Below are 19,286 nucleotides of genomic sequence, written 5' to 3'. Positions count from 1 at the left end.
CGTGTCAAGCGCGATTGCCGATTGACATTGCCAGCTCAATTGCTCTCCTTGCGCTAATACCAATTGGAGACCACTCATGCCGCGCCACCCATTCAAGATCGAGATCTGCGTTGAAGGCATTGATGGCCTTGTGGCGGCCCAGGCGGGTGGTGCCGATCGGGTGGAATTGTGCGCCAGCCTGCTCGAAGGCGGGTTGACGCCCAGCCTTGGCGTCGTGCGTGAGGCGCTGCGTGTCGCGACCATTCCGTTCCACGTCATCATCCGCCCACGCGGCGGGGATTTCCTTTATTCCGAGCTCGAATTTGCTTCCATGCTGGAAGACATCAAGGCACTGCGCGAGCTGAACGTTCCCGGCGTGGTGATCGGTTGCCTGACGGCCGACGGCAAGATCGACGAAGCGCGCACCAAGGCGCTGGTGGATGCGGCGCGGCCCATGAAGGTGACCTGCCACCGCGCCTTTGACATGACGGACGATTATCGCGAGGCGCTGGAAACCCTGATCCGCGCCGGTGTCGATCGCGTGCTGACCAGCGGGCAGCGCGATACCGCGCAGGAAGGCATCGATATTCTCAAGGACACAGCCATGCTGGCCGATGGCCGCATCGTGGTGATGGCCTGCGGTGGCCTCGATGAAAGCAATATCGCGGCAATCCGCACCGCAACTGGCGTCAATGAAATGCACTTTGCCGCGCTCAAGACGGTCAAGAGCGGCATGGGCTTCCGCAATCCCCACGTTGGCATGGGCGGCACTGCTCTGGAGCGGGAATATGAAATCACCCTGACCGACACCGAGGCAGTGCGCCGCACCATCGCCGCCGCCAAGGCTGCATGACAGCGCCACCGCTTGCAGGTTAGGGTGCGGGCACCTGTTCCGGACCCTTTCCTTGACCAAACGAAATTTTCTTTTCGGCGCCGACGACGCCAGCAGCGCCACCACGAGGCTGATCGCCACGGCAGCCCAGGCTACCGGATTCATGAAGGGCGAGCCCGGCGGAGCGCGTGAGGGCTGGTACCAGCCGGGGGCGGACAATAGCGCAGTGCTTGGGGCGCTGCGCGATACGCTTGCCGCCAGCTACCCTGCGGCTGGCCCGGCGTTCTGGGCCGTCCGGCTGTGGACCAATCTGCTGTGGCAGCCGGCCTATCTGGCGGTGACCGGCGTGCATCTGCACGGGGCCGTGCCGGATTTGGGCGGGCTGAGCCAGCAGCGGCGAGGTCTATACATAGACGGTTTCCGTCTGGCTGTGCGCCCGATGTGGAGCGGTTCAATTGAGGCGATGATCGAACACGCGGCAGGCCAGTTGAGGGCTGTCAGCGAGATCATGCTGGACGAGGTCAACGCACTCGAGAAGCTCCGCCCCCTTCCGGCGAGGCGGCTTCTGGCCGATCGCATGCTGGGTCTCATGGTCTGGCTGGGGCACAGGCGCCGCGACTTGAGCCCCGAGCAGATCGAGACGTTCGCCGGAGCGTGGATGCAGGCGCTTGGGCTGACGGGGCAGGGAACGCTGGAGCGGGTGGAGGCTAAGGGGCGGCAGCTCTTGATCGTCAAGCGCAAGGGATGTTGCCTCGATTATCTGATCGATCCGGACCGCCTCTGCGCGACCTGTCCGAAGCAGGACAATGCGGTGCGGGTGGCGCGGCAGACGGCCAATGCCTTGGCGGAGATGGGATAGGATTGTTGCCGTGGGCTGGGGAAGCTGAGGCATTGCACCCTCACCCTTAACTCCTCAGGGGAGCGTTCACGCCGAGCGCTTGCCAGCGGCGCGATATAATCAAAAACGCCGTGCTGCCCTCGGGCTTGACCCGAGGGCCACTCCGGGAGCCCTCGCCGGAGCGGTTGTGCTTGAGGGACGTGGCCCTCGGGTCAAGCCCGAGGGAAACACGGTAGGCGGGGATAAATCTGATGCATACGGCCAAAGTGAACACTCCCCCTGTGGGGAGGCTAGGGTGAGGGGTGCAGCTCTCGGGGCTTAAGCAAACACCATCAGCATCCACCGCTCGTCACCCTCGGGCTCGACCCGAGGGCACTTCACTCATCCATCATAAGACATAAGTGCGGAACCCTTGGGTCAAGCCCAAGGGTGACGATCGAGTTTGGCCTCACACCCAACTCACTCAAAAACCTCTTTCGGATATACGCCCCAGAGTTCTTCCTGGTGCAGATAGCCCGAATAGCTGGTGCCGCGGCCGTTCTGGTCCTGGTGGATGGCGGTGACGTCGCACCAGGTGCCGTCGCATTCCTTGATCACCACCTTGAAGCCCGCTCCCAGCCGTGCCCGCACGCCGCTTTCGTCCGAGCGGTTGGAGCGCAGGGCGATCTCGCCATTGGCCATGATCGGGGTGGCGTAGCCGGCACGCGCGCCTGAGAGGAGGTTCTGGTGCACCCAGCCTTCGGCGCCATCGACGTCCCGAATCTTGCGCCAGGTATCGAACTCCTGGACGATTTCCACTGGAATGCCGGATTTGAGATAGGTCCAGGACACATCGTATTTGGTGCCGGGTCCCACGCGCACATTGATGGGTTCGGACCGGGTCGTGGCAAAGCGCGGCAGGGGAAGGCCGCTTGGATTTTCCTGCGCAAGGCTGGGGATTGCCAGCAGCAGCATGGCCAGCGGAAGCCAGAAGATTCGGCGGATGAAAGCTTGGATCAATGGGCTGGAGCCATATCGCATGGTCTCGTCAAACATGACTTTGCAGAAGAAAAGGAATTGCCCTATCACTACGCCATGATCCTTAATGGTCGCTGAAGGGCTTGGTTTTCCACACCCGCGCGACGCTGCCCCGGGAACTGATGCGCAGCCAAAAAGCCAAGATCCTCGTCACAAGGCGCCTGCCCGATACCATCGAGGCACGCATGGGCACCCTGTTCGAAACCGACGTCAACGACGCCGACGTGACCCTGACGGCCGACGACATCGTCGCCGGGCTCGAAGGCAAGGACGTGCTGGTCAGCTCCATCACCGACAAGATCGATGCCGCCCTTATCGCGCGCCTGCCCAAATCGGTGCGGCTGATCGCCCAGTTCGGCAATGGCGTCGACAATATCGACGTGGAAGCAGCCAGGGCGGCCGGTTTGACCGTCACCAATACCCCAAGCGTTCTGACCGAAGACACCGCCGACATGGCCATGGTGCTGATGCTGGCATTGCCGCGGCGCCTGGTCGAAGGCACCCAGATGCTGGTGCGGGACCGGCAATGGGCCGGCTGGTCACCGACCTCCATGCTGGGCCATCGCCTGCGCGGCAAGGCGCTGGGCATTGTCGGCATGGGCCGCATCGGCACGGCGGTGGCGCAACGCGCCCGGGCTTTCGGGCTCAATATCCATTATTTTTCCCGCAATCGCCGGCCCCCGGCCATCGAAGAGCCGCTCGAAGCGACCTATTGGCCCGATTTCGACGCCATGCTCGAAGCTGTCGACATCGCGTCGCTCCACACCCCGCTGACCCGCGAGACTTATCATCTGCTGTCGGCGGACCGCATGCGGCGCATGAAGCGCGGCAGCTTCGTGGTCAATGTCAGCCGGCCGGAACTGCTGGACGAACCCGGATTGCTCGACGCCATCGAAGATGGGCATCTCAGCGGCGCGGCGCTTGATGTTTTCGAGCACCGGAGCGGCATCGATCCGCGCCTGCTTGCGCTCGCCGAAGCCAACCGGGTGGTGCTGACGGCCCATATGGCCTCGGCAACGCTGGAGGCGCGGGTGGAAATGGGAGAGACGGTGATCGTCAATATTCGCGCCTTCATGGATGGCCATCAGCCACCGCACCGCGTGCTGCCGGAGGGATCGCACAAGACGCCATTGGCACCGCGCCCTTAGTGTTGCCACAAATACGCACCGGCGAGTTCATCGGTGACGCCATGGGGTGCAACGCTTGCTAGACCCCTCCTTGCCACCTAATCGTTCCGCAGATTGCAGCCGATTGCGAGATGGAAATGCCGGCCATGGGCGTGCTCAGAATTGTATCGATGGCGGCGGCCCTCATGGGGCTAGCCAGCCCGGCCCTTGCCCAATTGCGCAGCGAACCACCGCTGAGCGACGAACAGGGCGGTCTTCTGCTCGAGACTCAAGGCTATGAGCTTTGGCTGCCCGCGCCCCACTGGCTCGATACGCCAGGGAGCCAGTCGGACGACATCATGGCCATGGTGGACGCAACATTCCGCGCGGCAGAAGGCGAAGCGCTGCTCGAGATCTATCCTCAGGGCGAAGGCGAGGCGCTGTGGACCTCGCTCTATGGCGTCCGCCTCAGCACCGATTCCAGTTTCGATCTCACCAGCTATCGCGATGCGGTCATCAGCGGTTTTGCCCGCAATTGCGATCCCCAGCGCGCCGGTTTCTTTCAGCTTGGCGCCGACGAGGGCGGCGATCTGGCGCCGCTGGGCTATGTCTGCGGCGCCTTCGATCCGCGCCTGCGCACCTATGAAGGGCTAGGCGAAGTCATGGTCATGAGCTTCCGCAAGGACGGCGATGCGGTGGCGCTGATCTTCCAGCAATGGCGCGGCAAATCGTTCGATCCAGCCGATCCATCCTCCTGGCCGGTGGAAACCAGCGTCGTTGAGGCCACGGCCCAGCAGCTTCGGGCCGAGCCGCGCTTAACACGCGCGGATTGACGGGAACGCCCGGAGAGCCTAATTCCGGGCAATGAGCAAAGACAACAAGCCATCCGGCCCTTCGCAGCGGAGCCTGCGCGTGGGCGAACTGGTGCGCCACGCGCTCGCCGCCATATTCCAGCGCGGCGACGTGGAAGACGACGCCCTGCACGGCGCGGTCATCACCGTTCCCGAAGTGCGCATGAGCCCCGATCTCAAGATCGCCAACGCCTATATCATGCCGCTGGGCGGCGAGCATGCCGAGGAAATCGTTGCGGCGCTGAACCGGCACCGCAAATTCATCCGCGGCCGCGTCGCGCCCCAGATCAACATGAAATATGCGCCCGAAATGCGCTTCCATGTCGACGATACCTTCGAGGAAGCCAGCCGCATCGATTCGCTGTTGCGCTCCGAAAAAGTGCAGCGCGACCTCGACGAAGACGGTGGCGACGAGCATTGAGCGCCCAGCCCAAGCGGGTCAAGCGCCCGATTTCCGGCTGGGTCGTGCTCGACAAGCCTTTCAACATGACTTCCACCCAGGCCGTCGGCAAAATCCGCTGGCTGTTCAGCGCTGCCAAGGCTGGGCACGCCGGAACGCTCGACCCACTGGCGACCGGCATCCTGCCGATTGCCCTTGGAGAAGCGACCAAGGCCGTGCCCCAGGTGCAGGACGGCACCAAGATCTACCGCTTCGCGATAAAATGGGGCGAGGCGACGACCACCGACGATGCCGAGGGCGAAGTGATCTTCACCTCCGAGGTCCGGCCGGAACGTGCGGCTCTCGAAGCCATCCTGCCGCAGTTCACCGGCACCATTTTGCAGCGGCCGCCGATCTTTTCCGCCCTCAAGATCGATGGCGAACGCGCCTATGATCTGGCACGGGCCGGCGAAGCGGTGGAACTGCAGCCGCGTGAAATCGACGTGGACGCCATAAGGCTGATCGATCACGGCGCCGAACAGTCGACACTCGAAGTCACCTGCGGCAAGGGCACCTATGTGCGCTCCCTAGCGCGGGACATCGCCGAGGCACTGGGCACGCGGGGCCATGTATCACTGCTGCACCGGGCAGCGGTCGGGCCGTTCCATGATGAAGATGCGGTGACCATCGAACAGTTGGAGGCGCTGGACTGCGCCGAACGCGATGCGTTGCTCAAGCCGGTTTGGTCCGGCTTCACCGACCTGCCCGAAATTCGGCTCGATCCGCACCAGGCCAGCGCCGTGCGGCACGGCAATGCGGTGCTGCTGACCGGGGCCGGTGCGCCTGCTTCGGTCGATGAATGCTGGGCCAGTTACAAGGGCGAGGTGCTGGCAACCGGCTCGGTCGCGTTCGGGCAGTTCCAACCCCGACGCGTTTTCAATCTTTAGCTGGGCAAGCTCGCAGCAAAAACGAAGCAGAATAAAAGAAAAAGCGGGGCATGAACCCCGCTTTCTCGCTTCCTAATTCAGGAAGAGCACGATGATGATGATCAGCCAGATCGGCACGCCCAGAAGCCAAAGTCCGATACCACGAAGCATGGATGTATCCTTTCTTGCCCTCTAGAAGCGGCGGAAAACGCCGGGATGTACGGTGTTATCGTCGCGATGATTGCCGCCCTTCTGGGCCGCCCAGAACGCTCCGATGGCCGACACCAGCAGCGACGCGGCGAGCAGGAAAGCCCCGATAATCGCCGTATTCCGGGCAATCCGAGCCGCATCCGCCGCCTGCTGGCGAGCAGCTTCGATGCCGGCAATCGCCTGGTCGACACGGGCCTGCGCCTCTTCAGGTGGCACGCCGGCATTGGCTGCGACCACATTGGCCAGATAGGCGCGGTCGGCTTCGGGCACCGTACCATCGCCAAGCGCCGCCTGGGCAAAGATGCGGCCGGCTTCGTCACGAGCTGCAGCGGCGTCCGTGGGCTGGTTGGAGCGGAACATGGTGTCAACGAAATAAGCATTAGGATCCAGCGAATCCGCGGCCCCTTCGGAAACATTGGAAGCGGCATTGGTGATGGTCGAGGCTGCCGAACCCACCGTGTTGGCCGCTGCACCGATGCCATTGACGGCAATCAGCGTACCCAGAATCGCAGCACCCGCCCAGACGAGCAGCCCGTGAGCCCCGTCGCGCAGATCGCTTTCGTCTTCATTGGCGTCGAAATAGCGGCGGCGCAGGCGCCCGGTCAGATAGCCACCAGCCATGAAACTGGAAACCTGGACCCAGAGGAACCAGGTGGCAGCCGCAATGCCGACAAAGATCGGATTGGGTCCATCGCCATAGCCGAAATCGAGGAAGTTGAGGCCGACGGCCGAACCGAAGCTGATCAGCACCAGGCTGATGGCGGAGGCCAACACGATGCCGGCGATGATCGCGGGCCAGTCCACATAGGAGGATTGGTCGCGGTCGTGAAGGGAAGTCTTGGCAATTGCAACGCCCGCGGGCGCATCAATGGTCATGGAAAGCAGCTCCTGTTGTCGGAAAATATTCGAGAACGGGCGCGCTGTTATGCGAGGCCGATGAACGACAGGATGGCCATGACGATGACGATGAGGCCGACGATATAGATGATTGAATTCATTTCGATTGCCTTCTGAGTTGACGCATGTGGCATATCAACAGCAAGCAATCTGAATCGTTCCGCGGGCCTGCGCAAAAGATGGGCAGAATGTGGCAAGGTCCGCTTGGTCTGGTCCCACCCACCGTGCTGCCCTCGGACTTGATCCGAGGGCCTTTGCCCGCTTGTGCCGCGGTGAGAGTGACCCCCGGATCAAGTCCGGGGGAAGCAGTGGTGGGGAGGCGAGACAGGCGGGCTACTCCAACGCCAGAAGTCGCGTCGTCACTTGGTGGCGCCCTAAAGTCCGTCCGTCACCACATGGGTGAAGGCACCCTCGGGAGCCTTGGTGATGGCTGGATTGTCTTCCGAGACAGCCGAGAGCAGGGTGTCCACGGTCTGCTGGTAATCAGCCTCGTCCAGGGCGCCGGTCGAGCCTTCGGTAAGCTTGTTGGCTTCCGTCACCTGGTAGAGCTGGTCTTCCACGGTCATCGAGCCGGTCATGTCGTTGTCAACAACGATCTGGGCGGCTTCTTCGGGATTCTCGCGGGAATATTCCCAACCCTTCATCGAAGCGCGGACGAACTTGGTCATCTTTTCAACGAATGCCGGGTCCTCGAGGTTTTCCTCAAGCACATAAAGCCCGTCCTCGAGCATGCCCACGCCTTCGTCGCGATAGTTGAACACGGTCAACTCTTCAGGCGAGATACCGGCGTTCAGCACCTGACCGTATTCATTGTAAGTCATGGTGGAGATGCAAGCCGCCTGCTTCTGAATCAGCGGATCGACGTTGAAGGCCTGCTTGAGCACTTCGACGCCTTCGGCACCGCCATTGGTGGAATAGCCGAGCTTGGCCATCCAGGCGTAGAACGGATATTCGTTGCCGAAGAACCAGACGCCCAGTGTCTTGCCCGGGAAATCGGCGGTGGTTTCGACGCCCGCTTCCTTGAGGCAGGTCAGCAGCAGGCCCGATTGCTTGAAGGGCTGGGCGATGTTGACCAGCGGCACGCCGCGCTCGCGGGCGGCAAGGCCTGCGGCCATCCAGGTGGTGATCACATCGGCGCCACCGCCTGCGATTACCTGCTCGGGGGCGATATCGGGCCCGCCTGGCTTGATTTCGACTTCGAGGCCCTCTTCCTCGTAAAAGCCCTTGGCCTGGGCCACGTAGTAGCCGGCAAACTGCCCCTGGGTGACCCATTTGAGCTGCAGCGTCACCGAATTGTCCTGCGCCCAAGCCCCAGCCACTGCACCAAACGTCATTGCGCCTGCGAGCGCGCCGATCAGAAGTTTACTCATTCCCTTTGTTCCCTGCTTGTAGAGGCATCGCCCTATGCACCACGCACGGACGGATGCCAGAAGGTGACCGCCCGTTCGATCAGAACGATCACCCCGTAGAAGACCGAACCCGCGACGGCCGCCACCGCGATTTCGGCCCATACCATGTCGACATTCATCCGGCCGACTTCGGTAGAAATCCGGAAGCCCATCCCCACAATGGGCGTTCCGAAGAATTCCGCTACGATTGCGCCAATCAAGGCCAGAGTCGAGTTGATCTTGAGAGCGTTGAAGATGAAGGGGCCCGCAGCTGGTAGCCGTAGCTTCATAAGCGTTTGCCAGTAGCCGGCAGCATAGGTGCGCATCAGGTCGCGCTCGATGGCCGAGGAGGCGTTTAGCCCGGCTACCGTGTTCACCAGCATGGGGAAAAATGTCATAATGATCACGACGGCCGCCTTGGAGGGCCAGTCGAAGCCGAACCACATGACCATGATGGGAGCGACACCCACGATGGGCAGCGCGGAAACGAAATTGCCCAACGGCAACAGCCCCGATTTCAGGAAGGGCGAGCGGTCGATCAGGATGGCGACGACAAAGCCGAGGCCGCAGCCGAGCACGTAGCCGATCAGAACTGCCTTGAGGAAAGTCTGCTGGAAATCGGCAAAAAGGGTAGGCACCGATGCGGTGATCCGCGCCCAGATCATTGAGGGCGGCGGCAGGATCACCTGGGGCACGTTGCCCGCGCGTGTCGCCACCTCCCAGATCACCAGAATGCTGAGGCCGAAGACCACGGGGATCAGCAGGCCGAGGCCACCATTGTCGGAGAGGCGAGGCGCCAGCGTCTTGCTCAGGCGTTCCACGAACAGCCAGCCGAACAGCCAGGCGGCAACCAGCGCCATCCAGAAGTAGGGCGGGGTGGGCGTGAAGACACCGATGCTGATGAGAACGGCTGCGGCGCCCAGCAGCGCCAGAATGCCGTCGATCCATAGCCCGAGCGGCAGGATGAACCGGATGAGGGAGAGCACACCAAGGGCGAGGAAGGTCTTGAGCAGCAAGCCAGTCTCGAACGGCGTCACGAGGCTCAGGGCCAAGGCCGCCGCACAGACGCCGCCCGTTACCAAGGAAAGGAAATATTGCAACTGGCTCATGCGGGGCGGGCTCCCATGGCGCGGTTGACGAGGCGCTCCACGATACCCACCGCGATCACCAGCAGGGCGGCAAGGATCGACGCGGCAAACAGGGCCGCCCAGATCTGGATGGTTTGCGAATAATAGGAGCCTGCAAGCAGGCGAGCGCCAAGACCGGCCACCGCGCCGGTGGGCAATTCACCGACGATCGCCCCGACAAGGCTTGCAGCCACGCCAACCTTGAGCGAGGCGAACAGATAGGGCATGGCGGCTGGCCAGCGCAGTTTCCAGAAGGTCTGGTTGGCCGAGGCGGAATAGGTGTGCATGAGGTCGAGCTGAATCGCCTCGGGCGAGCGCAAGCCTTTGACCATGCCGACAGCGACCGGGAAGAAGCTGAGATAGGCCGAGATGATCGCCTTGCTCATCAGCCGCGCCGGATCGGTCGGAATGCCCATGGTACCGGTGAAGATATTGAAGCCGATCACCACAATCAGCGGCGCCAGCGCCAGGATGGGAATGGTCTGGCTCGCCACGATCCAGGGCATCAGCGAGCGGTTCATCGCCTCGTTGTGGACGATCATCACGGCGAGCGCGATGCCGAGGAGCGAGCCCATCACAAAGCCCAATGCGGTGGCCGAAAAGGTGACCCAGGCGTGGAAGATGAGACTGCGCGGCTTGTTTGGAGCGACCAGCGCAGTGGAATTCCAGAGCTCGCCAAACACCTGATGGGCGGTGGGGAGAACGGGCTTTTCCTGGTTCCAGGTGTCGATGATGAACTGGGTGGCGGGGACATTGGTGATGTCGGCGCGGCGATAGACATCATTCTGCCATTGGGCATTCATGCCGATGGCAGCGGCGTACCAGACGAGGACGATGGCGAGGAGGACGATGATAATGGGGAGGGTGCGTTTCATGGCCGGCACTCGCGCCGTGCATTCGTGCCGCGATGTTGCAAAGGACACCGGCGGATACCTCCCCCTTGACGGGGGAGGCTAGGAGAGGGTGCGAGAGCCCGGATATCAGGGCCAATCAACCCCCGCCCTTGAACCTTCCCCGCAAGGGGGAGTGTGTCGACTGAAGCATCAGCGCCAAAAACGAGCATAGGTGACGCTCGCCCGCCCATCACACATGCTCCTCATAAGAGTGCCCGGCGCGCAACCCGTCACGGACACGCACAGCTATGGCAAGGAACTCGGGCGTTTCACGAATATCGAGCGGACGCTCGCGCGGCAGATCGCTTTCGATCACGTCGGTGACCCGGCCGGGGCGGGGAGACATCACCACGATCTTGGTGGACAGATACACCGCCTCGGGAATCGAGTGTGTGACGAAGCAGATGGTCTTCTGCGTGGCCGCCCAAAGTTTGAGCAGTTCGGAATTGAGATGGTCGCGCACGATTTCATCCAGCGCGCCGAATGGCTCGTCCATCAGCAGGAGGTCCGCGTCGAACGCCAGCGCCCGGGCGATGGAGGCGCGCTGCTGCATGCCGCCGGAGAGTTGCCATGGGTATTTCTTTTCAAACCCCGACAGGTTCACCAAGTCCATGGTGCGCTTGATTCGCTCGGCTTGCTGGCTGCCGGAATAGCCCATGATCTCAAGCGGCAGAGCGACGTTCTTTTCGATGGTGCGCCAGGGATAAAGCGCCGGGGCTTGGAACACATAGCCATAGGCCCGCTCGCGCCGGGCGTTTTCGGGCGTTTGCCCGTTGATGCGGAGCGTGCCGGAGGTCGGTTGCTCAAGGTCGGCAATGGTGCGCAGGAACGTGGTTTTGCCGCAGCCCGACGGGCCGATAAAGGAAACGAACTCGCCCTTATCGATGGTGAGGCTGACGTCGCTGAGCGCGACGACATCCCCATCATTGGTCTTGAAGGTCAGCCCCAGATTCTGGGCCGAAACAACTGCATTCGGACCCATCAAACCCCCGACGCCGGAATGCCGGAGCGCTCGATTTTGCGCGGCGAGACAATCTCTTTCCATTGGCTGAGCGCCCGGTTGACCGGGTTCTTGGGCTCGCGGCCAACGAACTTGCCATGGCCCGGTTCCGCCTTGACCTCGCTCTCGGTGACCGACACCTTGCCGCGCGACAGTACGAACCGGGGCAATCCCTTGACCTCGAAACCTTCAAAGACGTTGTAGTCGATAACCGATTGCTGGCCTTGCGCTGAGATGGTCTTGGACCGCGCCGGGTCCCAAACGATCAGATCGGCATCGGCGCCCACCAGCACGGCGCCTTTCTTGGGGTAAAGCCCCAGGATCTTGGCGATATTGGTGGAGGTGACCGCCACGAATTCGTTCATGGTCAGCCGGCCGGTGTTGACGCCCGCAGTCCACAGCACCGGCAGACGATCCTCAAGCCCGCCCGTGCCGTTCGGGATTTTGCTGAAATCGCCGATCCCCGTGCGCTTCTGCTTTGTGGTGAAGGCGCAGTGGTCGGTGGCGACGCAGGACAGCGAGCCCGATTGGAGGCCCGCCCAGAGCGAATCCTGATGCGCCTTGTTGCGGAATGGAGGCGACATGACGCGGCGGGCAGCATGGTCCCAATCGGCGTTGAAATACTCGCTTTCATCCAGCGTCAGATGCTGGATCAGCGGCTCGCCATAAACCCTCATGCCCTTTTGCCGGGCGCGGCGGATGGCTTCATGTGCTTGCTCCGACGAGACGTGGACCACATAGAGCGGCACCCCGGCCATGTCGGCGATCATGATGGCGCGGTTGGTGGCTTCGCCCTCGACTTCCGGTGGGCGGGAATAGGCGTGGCCCTCCGGACCATTATTGCCCTCGGCGAGGAGCTTTGCCGTCATCGCGGCAACCACGTCGCCGTTTTCGGCATGAACCAGGGGCAGGGCGCCCAGGTCGGCGCAGCGCTGGAATGACGAGAACATCTCGTCGTCATTGACCATCAGCGAGCCCTTATAGGCCATGAAATGCTTGAACGAGGTGATGCCGCGATCGACCACCTCGGCCATCTCGTTGAAAACTTGCTCGCCCCACCAAGTGACGGCCATGTGGAACGAGTAATCGGCGGAGGCCTTGCCCGATTTGTTGTCCCACATCTGGAGCGCTTCGAGCAGGCTCTGGTTGGGATTGGGCAGGCAGAAATCGACGACCATCGTGGTGCCGCCGGCTAGTCCCGCCCGCGTGCCGCTTTCGAAGTCATCGGCCGAATAGGTGCCCATGAAGGGCATTTCGAGGTGAGTGTGCGGATCGATGCCGCCGGGCATGACATAGCAGCCGGCGGCATCAAGGGTTTCGTCGCCAGAGAGGTTCTGCCCGATCTCGACGATGGTATCGCCTTCGATCTTGACGTCGGCCTTGTAGGTCAGGTCCGCCGTGACGACGGTGCCATTCTTGATGACCTTGCTGCCCATTTTTTGCTCACTCCCTTAGCTACGATTTGCGTCTGGTCCCAGTGGCGGGCTTTGCGCCGGCTGCCTGCAAGATTATCTTGCAAGTTCAATGCCAAGCGCTGCTCCGGCCGTGAAACGCGGCGCCCTCCCCGGTCGCCGGCCTCCTGGGTTGGCCCCTTCGGGCCCGAATTACTCCACGATCTCCGCCGTTTCGAGCACGGCGTGGAACAGCACATCCGCTCCGGCAGCGGCCCATTCCTTTGAGATTTCTTCGGCCTCGTTGTGGCTCAAACCGTCCACGCACGGGCACATGACCATGGTGGATGGCGCTACGCGGTTCATCCAGCAGGCGTCGTGTCCGGCGCCCGAAATGATGTCCATATGCGAATAGCCCAGTTTCTCGGCAGCGGAGCGAACGCGTTGCACCAGGGTCGGATCGAACGCCACGGGATCGAAATGGCCGACCGCTTCCATGGCAAAGCCGACTTCGAGTTTGCTGCAGATTTCTTGCGCCTTGCTCTCGATCTGCTCTCGCATTGCGTCGAGCTTGCTCAGCTCTGGCGAGCGAATATCGACGGTGAACACCACCGTGCCCGGCAAGACATTGCGCGAATTGGGCGAGAACTTCATCTGCCCCACGCCACCAACAGCGCCGGGCTGGTGATCCATGGCGACCGATTGGACCATCTCGATGATGCGGGCGGCGGCAAGGCCGGCATTGACGCGCATGTTCATCGGCGTCGAGCCGGTATGAGCCTCCTTGCCGGTGAGGGTGAACTCGAGCCACCATAGGCCCTGCCCATGAGTGACGACGCCGATCTGCTTGCCTTCGGCTTCAAGGATCGGGCCCTGCTCGATGTGGTATTCGAAATAGGCGTGCATCTTGCGGGCGCCCACTTCCTCCTCGCCGCGCCAGCCGATGCGAGCTAGTTCGTCCCCATAGGTGAGGCCGGCCTGGTCCTTGCGGTTATAGGCATAATCCTGGGTGTGGATGCCAGCGAAGACGCCGGACGCCAGCATGGCGGGCGCAAAGCGGGCGCCTTCCTCGTTGGCCCAGTTGGTGACGACGATCGGATGCTTGGTCTTGATGCCCAGATCATCGAGCGAGCGCACCACTTCGAGGCCCGCCAGCACGCCCAGCACGCCGTCATACTTGCCGCCGGTCGGCTGGGTATCGAGATGGGAGCCGACATAGACCGGCAGCGCATCGGGGTCGGTGCCCGGGCGGGTCATGAACATGGTGCCCATCTGGTCGACGCCCATGGAAAGGCCGGCCTCGTCGCACCAGCGCTTGAATAGATGACGGCCTTCGCCGTCCTCGTCGGTCAGCGTCTGGCGGTTATTGCCCCCGGCGATGCCGGGACCGATCTGGGCCATCTCCATGATGCTATCCCAGAGCCGATCGCCGTTGATCCGAAGGTTTTCTCCTGGGGCAGACATGGGGCTACTCGCTGATTTGATCGGCGTTGAGCCGATAACTACGTTGCTTGGTGGTCGCACTGCGCGAGCCGCTGGCCCCTCGCCCCTCGCCCCTCCCGGGAGAGGGGTGGGGTGAGGGGTTCAGATTGTTTGTGCCCGCTCACCGTCATCTGCCTACTTCACACTCGGGAAGCTGAATTCCGCGCCGCCCTTGATACCGGCGGGCCAGCGGGTGGTGACGGTCTTCAGCCTTGTGTAGAAGTGCACGCCTTCGGGGCCGTAGATGGCGTGGTCGCCGAATAGCGAGCGCTTCCAGCCGCCGAAGGAGTGGTAGGCGACTGGCACAGGGATCGGCACGTTGATGCCGACCATGCCCACTTCGATCTTGTCGGCGAATTCGCGGGCGGCATCGCCGTCGCGGGTGAAGATGGCGGTGCCGTTGGCGTATTCGTGCCCGTTGATGAGGTTCACGGCCTCGTCATAGGTGTCGGCGCGAACCACCGAGAGCACGGGGCCGAAGATTTCTTCCTTGTAGATGGTCATGTCGGGCGTGACGTTGTCGAACAGCGTGCCGCCAACATAATAGCCGCCTTCATAGCCCTGCAGCTTGAAGCCGCGGCCGTCGACGACCAGTTCGGCACCCTGTTCGACGCCTGAATCGATATAGCCCAGGATCTTGTCGCGGTGCATCTTGGTAACGACCGGACCCATTTCGGCGTCCTTGTCGGTCGCGGGGCCGATTTTGAGCGATTCGACGCGCGGCTTGAGCTTGGCGACGAGAGCGTCGCCGGTTTCCTTGCCCACGGGCACGGCGACCGAAACGGCCATGCAGCGCTCGCCGGCGGAGCCGTAGCCCGCGCCCATCAGGGCGTCGGCAACCTGGTCGAGATCGGCGTCGGGCAGGATCACCATATGGTTCTTGGCGCCGCCAAGGGCCTGGACGCGCTTACCGGCTGCCGTGCCGCGCTGGTAGACGTATTCGGCAATCGGGGTGGAGCCAACGAAGCTGACCGCCTTGATGTCGGGGTGGTCGAGGATGCCGTCGACCATTTCCTTGTCGCCGTGGAGGACGTTGAGAATGCCCTCTGGAAGCCCGGCTTCCATGAACAGGTTCCAGGCCAGCATCGAGGCGGATGGGTCGCGCTCGGATGGTTTGAGGATGAAGGCGTTGCCGCAGGCGATGGCCGCCGGATACATCCACATCGGCACCATGGCTGGGAAATTGAACGGGGTGATACCGGCGACGACGCCCAGCGGTTGCCGGTCGGAATAGGTATCGATGCCCGGACCGGCATTGCGGCTGAACTCGCCCTTGAGCAATTGCGGAATGCCGCAGGCAAAATCCACGCAGTCGATGCCGCGCGCCACTTCTCCCAGCGCGTCGTCATGCACCTTGCCGTGCTCGCGCGAGATTTCGCGGGCCAGGTCTTCGGCATATTGATCGAGCAGCGCCTTGAACTTGAACATGACGCGTGCGCGTTTCATGGGCGGGGTATTGCCCCAGGCGATTTGCGCCTGTTTGGCGGAGGCCACAGCATCGTTGAGCTCGCCCAGCGTCGACAGCGGCAGTTCCGCCGACACTTCGCCGGTGGCCGGATTGAATACCGGGACACGGCGGCCGGCAGAAACATAGCGCTTGCCAGCGACAGCGTTTTCAATGGTCAGCATGTGGTCTCCCCTTTCGTGGGAACAGAAATTCTATTTTCGAATGTATAGAACCTTTGTTCCATTTTACTCAAGCGTCTTGAGGATGTTCGACAACGTGCCGACGATCTGGTCGATGTGGCTTTTTTCCACGATCAGGGGCGGAGAAAGCGCGATGATGTCGCCCGTGGTGCGGATCAGCAGGCCCTGCTCATAGGCCTGGAGGAACGCCGAGAAGGCGCGTTTGGTGGGTTGGCCGGCGATGGGTTCCAGCTCGATTGCGCCCACCAGCCCGATATTGCGGATATCGATCACATGCGGCAGGCCCTTGAGCGAGTGCAGGGCATCCTCGAAATAGGGCGCCAGTTCCGCGCCACGGGTCAGCAGGCCCTCGTCCTTGTAGGTTTCGAGCGTTGCGAGGGCTGCGGCAGAAGCCACCGGATTGCCGGAATAGGTATAGCCGTGGAAGAACTCGATGATGTGTTCCGGCCCGCCCATGAAGGCATCGTGGATTTCGGCCGAGACCAGCACGGCGCCCATCGGAATGACACCATTGCTCAGCCCCTTGGCCGTGACCATGATGTCGGGCGTGACGCCGAAATAGTCGGCCGCGAATGGCGTGCCCAGGCGACCATAGCCGGTGATGACTTCGTCGAAGATCAGCAGGATGCCGTGCTTTTTGGTGATCTCGCGCAGGCGCTTGAGATAGCCCACGGGCGGGATCAGCACGCCGGTCGAGCCGGCCACGGGTTCGACGATGACGGCCGCGATGGTGGAGGCGTCGTGCAGGGTCACGATGCGCTCCAACTCATCGGCCAGATCCGCGCCATGCTGCGGCTCGCCGCGCGTAAAGGCGTTCTTGCCGATGATATGGGTGTGCGGCATGTGGTCGACGCCGGTCAGCAAGGTGCCGAACATCTTGCGGTTGGTGACGATGCCGCCCACCGAAATGCCGCCAAAATTGACGCCGTGATAGCCGCGTTCGCGGCCGATCAGGCGGGAACGCGCGCCGTCGCCTTTGACCCGGTGATAGGCCAGCGCCACCTTGAGCGCGGTTTCGACCGATTCCGAACCCGAATTGGTGAACAGCACGTGGTCGAGCCCCTTGGGGGCGATATCGACCAACCGATTGGCCAGCTCGAACGCCTTGGGATGTCCCATCTGGAAGGCCGGCGCATAATCGAGTTCAGCGGCCTGTTTGGCGATGGCTTCGACGATTTTCGGCCGGGCATGGCCGGCATTGACGCACCACAGGCCCGCCGTGCCGTCGAGAACCTGGCGGCCATCTGCCGTCGTATAATGCATGTCCTTGGCGGCGACGAACATGCGGGGGGATTTCTTGAACTGTCGGTTGGCCGTGAACGGCATCCAGAATGCGCTCAGATCATTCGGCATCACGGCGTCGGAATTGGACACTAAACCCTCGCTCCCATCGATTCTGCACTGGCTTGTTCTTTTGGCTCTTGACGCCGGACTGGTTAGTCCAGAATTTTGACCAGTTGGAAAAATGTTAGCACTCCCAAACTTTCTAGCAAGGCGAAAATGCCGCCGACCAAAGTGAAAAGTGCCGAGATCGATACCAGTCCTAAGCGGCAGCCTCGAAGCGGGGGCAAGCCCAAGGGCGACGCGACGGGCAAGCCCCGTCCGCTGACCCGTATCCAGCGCGAAAAACAGGACATCATCCTGGAAGCAGCGCTCGAGGTGTTTTCCCTGCATGGCTTCCGCGGCGCCACGATCGACCAGATCGCCGAGGTTGCGGGCATGAGCAAACCGAACCTGCTGTATTATTTCCCGCGCAAAGAAGAGATCCACCGCCGGCTGATCTCGCAATTGCTGGTGACCTGGCTGGCCCCATTGCAGGAAATGGACGCCAATGGCGATCCCTTCCCCGAGATTCGCTCCTACATCAGGCGCAAGCTCGAAATGGCGCGCGACTTCCCGCGCGAAAGCCGGCTGTTCGCCAACGAGATGCTGCAGGGTGCGCCGCGCATCATCGAAATGATCGAGGTGGATCTCAAGAACCTCGTGGATGAGAAAGCGCGCGTGCTGCTGGCCTGGATGGATCAGGGCAAGATTGCGCGTAGGGACCCCTACCATCTGATCTTTTCAATCTGGGCCACCACCCAGCATTACGCCGATTTCGATGTGCAGGTGCGCGCGGTGCTGGGCCCCGCCCGGGGCGGTGAAGGACGCTTCGAGGACGCGGCGCACTACCTCGAACAGTTGTTTCTTTACGGGCTGACGCCACGGCCGAATTTGAAATCCTGAACAACAAGTAAACGGAATCTGCCGTGCCGCAGCTTGGGCACAAAACCCGATGGTGGAGGTGCGATGTTTCCCACTCGCCGGGCGGCACCTCCCCCTTGACGGGGGAGGCTGGGAGGGGGTGTTGAGGCCCGGACTATCTGGGCCAACCAACCCCCACCCTTGATCCCTCCCCGCAAGGGGGAGGGTGTCGACTGAAACAGCGGCGCAATATGCCCAAGTAAACACTTCCCGAATGACTGCCAGGCTGCTGCCTGACGTCCCGCCACATTTGCCACAATTGTGTCTTGATCTGCCCGGAACGATGTTTTCCACAGGCCAGATCAGGCCGCCAAGACCTGCCGAACTGCAGAAACGCGCACTTGGGGTGGAACTGTTGCCGCTCCGACACAATGAAGAACATGAATCCGCCGGGAAGTAATCGCATCGGCCGCAGGAGAGGGTTTCTCCCCTTTGTGTGGATTTATTTTCCCCAAGTAAGCCCGTCTGTTCAGCAATACGGCTAAATTGTTGCGGGATTCGCTGTGTTCTGGGTGCAACAATTCGTCTGCCCCGGCCAGATGTGGTCAGTGCAGGCACATTGTAGCCGGCAGCCATCATTAAGCCTCTGCTTACCTTAATTCATGTGAGTCAGAAGTTTGATCAGAAAAGCCGCTTCCATCGCCGCCCTTGCTGCAGCTCTCCTGTCGTTTTCCACTGCAGCCTATGCCCAGTGCGGCGGCGCCTCGTGGTACGGTCCGGGCTTCAACGGGAAGAAAGCTGCCTCCGGCGAAATCTTCAACGAAAACGCCATGACCGCCGCTCATCGCTCGCTACCTTTCGGCACAAAGCTTCTGGTGACTGACCAGAACACCGGCCGCCAGATCAAGGTAACGATCAATGATCGGGGTCCGTTCCACGGCAAGCGTATCATCGATTTGAGCAAGGCCGCCGCCAGTGAACTGGGCTTCCGCAATCGCGGTACAACTTCGGTTTGCATCAGCCAGCTCTAGTTCTGGATCGAATATTAAGTAGTAAAACGGACCGCCAACTATCTGGCGGTCCGTTTTTTGTTGTTAGCGCCGCTTTAGGATTATCCGCTTAGCTTGCACGAGTGGAAT

The 19,286-nt window shown here is 61.9% G+C and carries 19 protein-coding genes; 8 read left to right on the top strand and 11 right to left on the bottom strand.

Annotated features, from left to right (window positions below; all coding sequences use genetic code 11):
* Positions 1 to 76: 76 nt before the first annotated feature.
* Both C8264_RS15635 and C8264_RS15630 read left to right on the top strand, forming a co-directional pair.
* Complete coding sequence (locus C8264_RS15635; RefSeq protein ID WP_108461905.1) at positions 77 to 832, top strand: copper homeostasis protein CutC; 756 nt, start codon at positions 77 to 79, stop codon at positions 830 to 832.
* A 52-nt stretch (positions 833 to 884) separates the two neighbouring features.
* Positions 885 to 1,670, top strand: coding sequence for a siderophore ferric iron reductase (locus C8264_RS15630; protein WP_108461904.1), 786 nt, complete (start codon positions 885 to 887; stop codon positions 1,668 to 1,670).
* Between the two features lie 438 nt (positions 1,671 to 2,108).
* Here the strand turns inward: C8264_RS15630 and C8264_RS15625 are convergent, their stop codons facing one another.
* Entirely contained in the window at positions 2,109 to 2,648 is a 540-nt protein-coding gene (locus tag C8264_RS15625; RefSeq protein WP_162783688.1) for an SH3 domain-containing protein, read from the bottom strand.
* A gap of 140 nt (positions 2,649 to 2,788) precedes the next feature.
* On the opposite strand from C8264_RS15625, the gene C8264_RS15620 reads away from it, so the two are divergent.
* The 4 genes from C8264_RS15620 (at position 2,789) to truB (ending at position 5,949) form a co-directional block, all read left to right on the top strand.
* Entirely contained in the window at positions 2,789 to 3,814 is a 1,026-nt protein-coding gene (locus tag C8264_RS15620; protein WP_425430685.1) for a 2-hydroxyacid dehydrogenase, read from the top strand.
* A 125-nt stretch (positions 3,815 to 3,939) separates the two neighbouring features.
* The gene (locus C8264_RS15615) at positions 3,940 to 4,605 is read left to right on the top strand and encodes a hypothetical protein (protein ID WP_162783687.1); all 666 of its coding nucleotides are present in this window, start codon (positions 3,940 to 3,942) and stop codon (positions 4,603 to 4,605) included.
* A gap of 31 nt (positions 4,606 to 4,636) precedes the next feature.
* Entirely contained in the window at positions 4,637 to 5,044 is a 408-nt protein-coding gene (gene rbfA / locus C8264_RS15610; protein WP_108461901.1) for a 30S ribosome-binding factor RbfA, read from the top strand.
* A complete protein-coding gene (gene truB, locus C8264_RS15605) occupies positions 5,041 to 5,949 on the top strand; it encodes a tRNA pseudouridine(55) synthase TruB (protein ID WP_108461900.1) in 909 nt (302 codons plus the stop codon). Before rbfA ends, truB begins: the two co-directional genes overlap by 4 nt.
* A gap of 171 nt (positions 5,950 to 6,120) precedes the next feature.
* Here the strand turns inward: truB and C8264_RS15600 are convergent, their stop codons facing one another.
* The 10 genes from C8264_RS15600 to aptA all read right to left on the bottom strand — a co-directional run bounded on the left by C8264_RS15600 (position 6,121) and on the right by aptA (position 17,316).
* Positions 6,121 to 7,014, bottom strand: coding sequence for a 6TM ABC transporter family protein (locus C8264_RS15600; protein WP_108461899.1), 894 nt, complete (start codon positions 7,012 to 7,014; stop codon positions 6,121 to 6,123).
* Positions 7,015 to 7,061: 47 nt separating this feature from the next.
* Entirely contained in the window at positions 7,062 to 7,184 is a 123-nt protein-coding gene (locus C8264_RS22760) for a hypothetical protein (protein WP_281261457.1), read from the bottom strand.
* 225 nt (positions 7,185 to 7,409) lie between these two features.
* Complete coding sequence (locus C8264_RS15595; protein ID WP_108461898.1) at positions 7,410 to 8,405, bottom strand: ABC transporter substrate-binding protein; 996 nt, start codon at positions 8,403 to 8,405, stop codon at positions 7,410 to 7,412.
* 32 nt (positions 8,406 to 8,437) lie between these two features.
* On the bottom strand, positions 8,438 to 9,532 hold the full coding sequence (locus C8264_RS15590; RefSeq protein ID WP_108461897.1) for an ABC transporter permease: 1,095 nt from the start codon (positions 9,530 to 9,532) through the stop codon (positions 8,438 to 8,440).
* On the bottom strand, positions 9,529 to 10,425 hold the full coding sequence (locus C8264_RS15585) for an ABC transporter permease (RefSeq protein ID WP_108461896.1): 897 nt from the start codon (positions 10,423 to 10,425) through the stop codon (positions 9,529 to 9,531). The genes C8264_RS15590 and C8264_RS15585 overlap by 4 nt, the downstream gene beginning before the upstream one ends.
* A gap of 208 nt (positions 10,426 to 10,633) precedes the next feature.
* The gene (locus C8264_RS15580; protein ID WP_205245696.1) at positions 10,634 to 11,425 is read right to left on the bottom strand and encodes an ABC transporter ATP-binding protein; all 792 of its coding nucleotides are present in this window, start codon (positions 11,423 to 11,425) and stop codon (positions 10,634 to 10,636) included.
* Complete coding sequence (gene hydA / locus C8264_RS15575) at positions 11,425 to 12,879, bottom strand: dihydropyrimidinase (protein ID WP_108461894.1); 1,455 nt, start codon at positions 12,877 to 12,879, stop codon at positions 11,425 to 11,427. The genes C8264_RS15580 and hydA overlap by 1 nt, the downstream gene beginning before the upstream one ends.
* A 168-nt stretch (positions 12,880 to 13,047) precedes the next feature.
* Entirely contained in the window at positions 13,048 to 14,298 is a 1,251-nt protein-coding gene (locus C8264_RS15570) for a Zn-dependent hydrolase (RefSeq protein WP_108461893.1), read from the bottom strand.
* A 153-nt stretch (positions 14,299 to 14,451) separates the two neighbouring features.
* Positions 14,452 to 15,945 carry a CoA-acylating methylmalonate-semialdehyde dehydrogenase gene (locus C8264_RS15565; protein ID WP_108461892.1) on the bottom strand — a complete coding sequence of 498 codons (1,494 nt, stop codon included), beginning with the start codon at positions 15,943 to 15,945 and terminating at the stop codon, positions 14,452 to 14,454.
* A gap of 63 nt (positions 15,946 to 16,008) precedes the next feature.
* Positions 16,009 to 17,316, bottom strand: coding sequence for an omega-aminotransferase AptA (gene aptA / locus C8264_RS15560; protein ID WP_108461959.1), 1,308 nt, complete (start codon positions 17,314 to 17,316; stop codon positions 16,009 to 16,011).
* Positions 17,317 to 17,463: 147 nt separating this feature from the next.
* On the opposite strand from aptA, the gene C8264_RS15555 reads away from it, so the two are divergent.
* Positions 17,464 to 18,189, top strand: coding sequence for a TetR family transcriptional regulator C-terminal domain-containing protein (locus tag C8264_RS15555; RefSeq protein ID WP_108461891.1), 726 nt, complete (start codon positions 17,464 to 17,466; stop codon positions 18,187 to 18,189).
* A gap of 635 nt (positions 18,190 to 18,824) precedes the next feature.
* Positions 18,825 to 19,178 carry a septal ring lytic transglycosylase RlpA family protein gene (locus tag C8264_RS15550; RefSeq protein ID WP_108461890.1) on the top strand — a complete coding sequence of 118 codons (354 nt, stop codon included), beginning with the start codon at positions 18,825 to 18,827 and terminating at the stop codon, positions 19,176 to 19,178.
* Positions 19,179 to 19,286: the final 108 nt, after the last annotated feature.

This window comes from Devosia naphthalenivorans (assembly GCF_003056355.1).
GTDB classification, from domain to species: Bacteria; Pseudomonadota; Alphaproteobacteria; order Rhizobiales; family Devosiaceae; genus Devosia; species Devosia naphthalenivorans.
The sequence above is the reverse complement of the archived record's forward strand: the minus strand, read 5'-3'. Positions and strand labels throughout refer to the sequence as shown.

Coding starts and splice junctions, on each gene's coding strand:
- C8264_RS15595 (WP_108461898.1), bottom strand. CDS start 8,405: ATGAGTAAACTTCTGATCGGCGCGCTCGCAGGCGCAATGACGTTTGGT.
- hydA (WP_108461894.1), bottom strand. CDS start 12,879: ATGGGCAGCAAGGTCATCAAGAATGGCACCGTCGTCACGGCGGACCTG.
- C8264_RS15615 (WP_162783687.1), top strand. CDS start 3,940: ATGGGCGTGCTCAGAATTGTATCGATGGCGGCGGCCCTCATGGGGCTA.
- C8264_RS15590 (WP_108461897.1), bottom strand. CDS start 9,532: ATGAGCCAGTTGCAATATTTCCTTTCCTTGGTAACGGGCGGCGTCTGT.
- C8264_RS15570 (WP_108461893.1), bottom strand. CDS start 14,298: ATGTCTGCCCCAGGAGAAAACCTTCGGATCAACGGCGATCGGCTCTGG.
- C8264_RS15565 (WP_108461892.1), bottom strand. CDS start 15,945: ATGCTGACCATTGAAAACGCTGTCGCTGGCAAGCGCTATGTTTCTGCC.
- C8264_RS15635 (WP_108461905.1), top strand. CDS start 77: ATGCCGCGCCACCCATTCAAGATCGAGATCTGCGTTGAAGGCATTGAT.
- C8264_RS15585 (WP_108461896.1), bottom strand. CDS start 10,425: ATGAAACGCACCCTCCCCATTATCATCGTCCTCCTCGCCATCGTCCTC.
- C8264_RS15620 (WP_425430685.1), top strand. CDS start 2,789: ATGCGCAGCCAAAAAGCCAAGATCCTCGTCACAAGGCGCCTGCCCGAT.
- C8264_RS15555 (WP_108461891.1), top strand. CDS start 17,464: ATGCCGCCGACCAAAGTGAAAAGTGCCGAGATCGATACCAGTCCTAAG.
- C8264_RS15600 (WP_108461899.1), bottom strand. CDS start 7,014: ATGACCATTGATGCGCCCGCGGGCGTTGCAATTGCCAAGACTTCCCTT.
- C8264_RS15580 (WP_205245696.1), bottom strand. CDS start 11,425: ATGGGTCCGAATGCAGTTGTTTCGGCCCAGAATCTGGGGCTGACCTTC.
- rbfA (WP_108461901.1), top strand. CDS start 4,637: ATGAGCAAAGACAACAAGCCATCCGGCCCTTCGCAGCGGAGCCTGCGC.
- aptA (WP_108461959.1), bottom strand. CDS start 17,316: ATGCCGAATGATCTGAGCGCATTCTGGATGCCGTTCACGGCCAACCGA.